Origin of the sequence: Winogradskyella aquimaris, assembly GCF_042676105.1 — a bacterium.
GTDB lineage: Bacteria > Bacteroidota > Bacteroidia > Flavobacteriales > Flavobacteriaceae > Winogradskyella > Winogradskyella aquimaris.
Map to the genome: position 1 here is coordinate 1 of NZ_JBHTJQ010000005.1, position 4,924 is coordinate 4,924.

Below are 4,924 nucleotides of genomic sequence, written 5' to 3' on the forward strand. Positions count from 1 at the left end.
CCCGTAACTGACGGTTATACGAGACCGTTGTGTGTAAGCTAAAAAAACCAACTAAAAAATAGGATATGAAACAGGAAAGTATATTTTCTAATCTTACCGCAAAGGTTTTTTTTATAGCAATGGGTATCTTATTCATACTATTGCAGATAGCGTTTCATCCTACATACTTACAATATTTCCCGAAATTTGAGGAATTCACTTGGACACATCATATTCACGGTGCACTAATGGTTTCTTGGGTGATTATGCTAGTTGTTCAACCTTATCTAATCTACAAAGGCAAATACAAAGCACATAGACTTATTGGTAAAATCTCATATGGCTCGGCACCATTAGTGATTATTTCAATGTTCCTGATAACAAAATTAAGTTATCTCAAAACGGTAAATGTAATGCCGTTTGAAGAAGTCGCTGCTATTCAATCATTAAATTTCGTTACCCCGTTAAATTTTTTGCTTTTTTATTCACTCGCTATCTTCTATAGAAAAAACGTCTTTAAACACAAACGATATATGATCGGAACAGCGTTCACAATTTCTGCAGCAATTTTTAATAGGTTATTGTATGCCATTTTTGGAGAATCGATTGGGTTTTATGCCTTTTTTATCGCAGAATATTTTGGCGCTATTATATTGATGCTCCTTCTGCTCAATGATCTTAAAAACAAGGTGAATACAAGACCATATACTATTGTCGCAATCGGATTGTCTATTAATCTATTTGTTATTCATTCGCGTAATACAGAAATATGGCAAACAGTGGTTCGATTTGTTGGAGATACACTTTTTTAAATTATCATTTAGTCTACAAGTTCATATTTCGAGAATAAAAATACTAAACCCAAACTAGCAAAGCCAACACACAACAACGTATATAATTTATTGCTAGTTCTAGCCTACTTACGAAAATCCTCGCGGATTTTCTATTCGGTTTTTATTTGCTACATTACGTGCCAAACCACGCAACAAACCATATACAAACACGTTCTCTGCAAGCTAAAAAAACACCCGTGATAAAATTGAAGTATTCGGAAAAAATATGACAACACTCTTTATAAAAAATATGGTTTGTAACCGCTGCATTATGGTGGTAAAAAGCGAATTGAATAAATTAGGAATTGAGCCGACTGATGTACAATTGGGAGAAGTAACACTTGAAAAAGAACTCACTACACAAGACAAAGAAAAAATCAGTAAAGCGCTAGTGTCATTAGGCTTTGAAATGATTGATGACAAAAAAAGTCGCCTGATTGAACAGATTAAAACAATAATCATTGACTTGGTACATCATAAGGATAATGAAACGAAAACCAATCTTTCGGATGTGTTAAGTAGTAAACTTTTTCACGATTACAACAACCTATCCAACCTATTCTCTGAAGTAGAAGGCACTACTATTGAAAAATATTTTATTGCTCAAAAGATAGAAAAGGTAAAGGAGCTATTGGTTTATGATGAATTGTCTTTGAGCGAAATCGCATTCCGTTTAAATTATTCAAGTGTGGCTTATTTGAGTAATCAATTTAAAAAAGTAACAGGACTTTCCCCCAGTCATTTTAAAAAGATACGTGAAGACAGAAGAAAGCCTTTGGATGAAGTGTAAGTAAATCTTACAAATCATTTCCAAAATTCCACAACAGAAAACCTACCTATTGTTGCCAACTTTGTATTGTAAATTAAAACAGTAACAATATGGCAAAAACAAATCAAAATACAGTTACGCAGACTTTCCCTGTTTTGGGAATGACCTGTGCTTCTTGTGCGAGTAGTGCAGAAAGCATCGTCACACATCAAGAGGGAGTGGTAAGTGCATCTGTTAATTATGCTACGGGTAATCTTATCGTTGAATTTCTACCCAACGTAACCAATGCTAAAAAACTACGAAAAGCAGTTCAAGGTGTAGGATATGATTTATTAATTGAAGAGGAATCCAAACAGCAGGAATCCCTTGATGCCATTCACGAAAAGAAATTTAAAGAACTCAAAAATAGAACCGTTTGGGCGATCATTCTTTCTTTACCAGTGGTTGTTATCGGAATGTTTTTTATGGATATGCCTTATGCCAATGAAATAATGTGGGCATTTTCAACACCTGTTGTATTGTGGTTGGGCAGAGATTTTTTCGTAAATGCTTGGAAACAAACCAAACACCGTAAAGCCAATATGGATACCTTGGTTGCATTAAGTACAGGTATTGCTTATGTGTTTAGTGTGTTCAATATGTTGTTTGCAGATTTTTGGCATCAAAGAGGGTTACACGCTCACGTTTATTTTGAAGCCGCAGCAGTAATTATTGCCTTTATATTATTGGGGAAATTATTGGAAGAAAAAGCCAAAGTCAATACATCTTATGCCATTAAAAAACTGATGGGCTTACAACCGAAAACGGTTACTGTTATTCAAGTAGACGGAACAGAAAAACAAAAGCCCATTGAAGAAGTTATTGAAGGAAATGTCATTTTAGTAAAGCCTGGTGAAAAAATTGCAGTTGACGGTATGGTCATTTCGGGTAATTCTTATGTAGATGAAAGTATGTTGAGTGGAGAGCCTCTTCCCGTATTAAAAAATGAAAACGAAAAAGTATTTGCAGGAACGATAAATCAAAAAGGTAGTTTCCAATTTAAAGCTGTAAAAGTCGGCAAAGAAACAATGCTTGCCCAAATCATCAAAATGGTGCAAGACGCACAAGGTAGCAAAGCACCTGTACAGAAATTGGTGGATAAAATAGCAGGAATTTTTGTGCCTGTGGTAATGGGCATTGCATTACTTACATTCATTGTTTGGACGGTTTTTGGCGGTGATAATGCTATAGTTCAAGGGTTACTGGCAGCAGTTACAGTCTTGGTTATTGCTTGTCCGTGTGCTTTAGGATTGGCTACACCAACAGCTATAATGGTAGGCGTTGGCAAAGGTGCAGAACAAGGAATATTAATTAAAGATGCTGAAAGTTTGGAATTAGCCAAAAAGGTTAATGCTATCATTTTAGATAAAACAGGGACTATTACCCAAGGTCGTCCACAAGTTACAGATATCCAATGGTTGAATAATGACAATAGTACAAAAGACATATTGCTGAGTATTGAAAAGCAATCTGAACACCCATTGGCAGAAGCGGTTGTAAAATATTTGCAAGAAGTCAAACCAACCACAATTTCCAATTTTGACAGTATTACAGGTAAAGGAGCAAAAGCAGACTATAATAATGAAACCTATTTTGTAGGAAACAAAAAGTTATTATTTGAAAACAACATCATTATTCCCGAACAATTGCAACAACAAGCGGATGACTGGAGCAAATTATCCAAAACCGTAATTTGGTTTTCCGATAGTAAACAAGCTCTTTCGGTAATTGCTGTTTCCGATAAAATCAAAGAAACATCTGCACAAGCTATTAAAGAAATGCAGGAAATGGGTATTGATTTGTTTATGCTAACAGGTGATAATGAAGCCACAGCAAAAGCCATTGCCAAGCAAACAGGTATTAATTATTACAAAGCCGAAGTATTACCACAACACAAAGCCGATTTTGTAAAAGAACTGCAAGAGCAAGGAAAAACAGTAGCAATGGTAGGCGATGGAATCAATGACAGCACAGCTTTAGCAACAGCAGATGTAAGTATCGCTATGGGAAAAGGTTCAGACATTGCAATGGATGTAGCTAAAATGACTATTATTTCTTCCGACTTAACCAAAATACCACAAGCTATCAAACTATCCAAACAAACAGTAGCGACAATTAAACAAAACTTGTTTTGGGCATTTATTTATAACCTGATTGGTATTCCGATTGCAGCAGGAATTTTGTACCCGATTAATGGTTTTTTACTCAATCCTATGATTGCAGGAGCTGCTATGGCAATGAGTAGCGTAAGTGTTGTAAGCAATAGTTTGCGATTGAAATGGAAAAAGTAATTCAATAAAACTTACAAATCAATTCCAAAATTTTACAACAATAAAGAATGGTGCAGTAACGAAATTTGCAGTGTGTCAGTAGTAATCAATAGTTTAAGATTGAAAACCACTGAAATATAATTAATAATATAATCTAAATAATTATGAAAAAAGTAGAAATAATAGTAAGAATGGTTTTAGGAATCATTTTAGTAGTTTTTGGGCTTGATAAATTTTTAGTATTTGTCCCTCACGGTCATGTAATGACTGAAGAACTAATGGCCGCATATCAAGGTTTATTAGCAAACAAATTTATTTTACCAACAGTAGGTATTGTGGAGTTAGTTACAGGTATAATCTTAATCTCAGGACGTTATACTATTGTGGCATTGACTGCCTTAATACCTGTAATATTTGGAATTCTTGCGTTTCATTTCGCTGTGGATCTACATGGCATCTTACCCGGGTTGGGAGTTGCTGCACTATATGTTTATCTGATGCTATATAGACATAAGGCATTTGCCGAATTAATCAACCAAACTAAATCACTTTAAATCATCTAAATCGAGCTTGACAAGTAAAATAGTATGTAAACCAAAGTCAAATTACCGTAGTACCTCAGACTTTGTTAAAATCAAAATTTGAAGAGTAGTAATTAAAATTAATCTAACATGAAAGAATTAAAATTCAAAACAAACCTCAATTGTGGTGGTTGCGTATCTAAAGTACAAACAGACTTTGATAATGCCGAAGGTATTTGTCATTGGGATGTTGATACAGACAACAGCGACAAAATCCTTACCTTGAGTTCCAAAGGAATAACTGAAGAAGAGGTAATAGAAATTGTTCAAAGCAAGGGCTTCAAGGCAGAAGTTATCAGTTAAGAGAACCAAAAAAGCCAGCAGAGAACATTGTGTATAAGCAATAGCGGTTTGAGTGCAAACTTGAACCGCTTTTGTCATTTAATATGAGTATATTGAAATCCGAAAGGTAGTTGCGTAAAACCCGCTACTGCTCATACACGAGACCGTTGT

Annotated in this window: 5 protein-coding genes; all 5 read left to right on the forward strand. The window is 34.8% G+C overall.

Annotated elements, in window-relative coordinates:
• Positions 1-65: 65 nt before the first annotated feature.
• The 5 genes from ACFQ1K_RS05525 (at position 66) to ACFQ1K_RS05545 (ending at position 4,774) form a co-directional block, all read left to right on the forward strand.
• Entirely contained in the window at positions 66-791 is a 726-nt protein-coding gene (locus ACFQ1K_RS05525) for a hypothetical protein (RefSeq protein WP_320556857.1), read from the forward strand.
• A gap of 247 nt (positions 792-1,038) precedes the next feature.
• Positions 1,039-1,602 (forward strand): helix-turn-helix domain-containing protein, encoded by a 564-nt coding sequence (locus tag ACFQ1K_RS05530; protein WP_320556858.1) that lies wholly within the window; start codon positions 1,039-1,041, stop codon positions 1,600-1,602.
• Positions 1,603-1,691: 89 nt separating this feature from the next.
• A complete protein-coding gene (locus ACFQ1K_RS05535; protein WP_320556859.1) occupies positions 1,692-3,911 on the forward strand; it encodes a heavy metal translocating P-type ATPase in 2,220 nt (739 codons plus the stop codon).
• Positions 3,912-4,054: 143 nt separating this feature from the next.
• Entirely contained in the window at positions 4,055-4,444 is a 390-nt protein-coding gene (locus ACFQ1K_RS05540) for a DoxX family membrane protein (RefSeq protein WP_320556860.1), read from the forward strand.
• A gap of 117 nt (positions 4,445-4,561) precedes the next feature.
• Positions 4,562-4,774 carry a heavy-metal-associated domain-containing protein gene (locus ACFQ1K_RS05545; RefSeq protein ID WP_320556861.1) on the forward strand — a complete coding sequence of 71 codons (213 nt, stop codon included), beginning with the start codon at positions 4,562-4,564 and terminating at the stop codon, positions 4,772-4,774.
• Positions 4,775-4,924 lie beyond the last annotated feature (150 nt).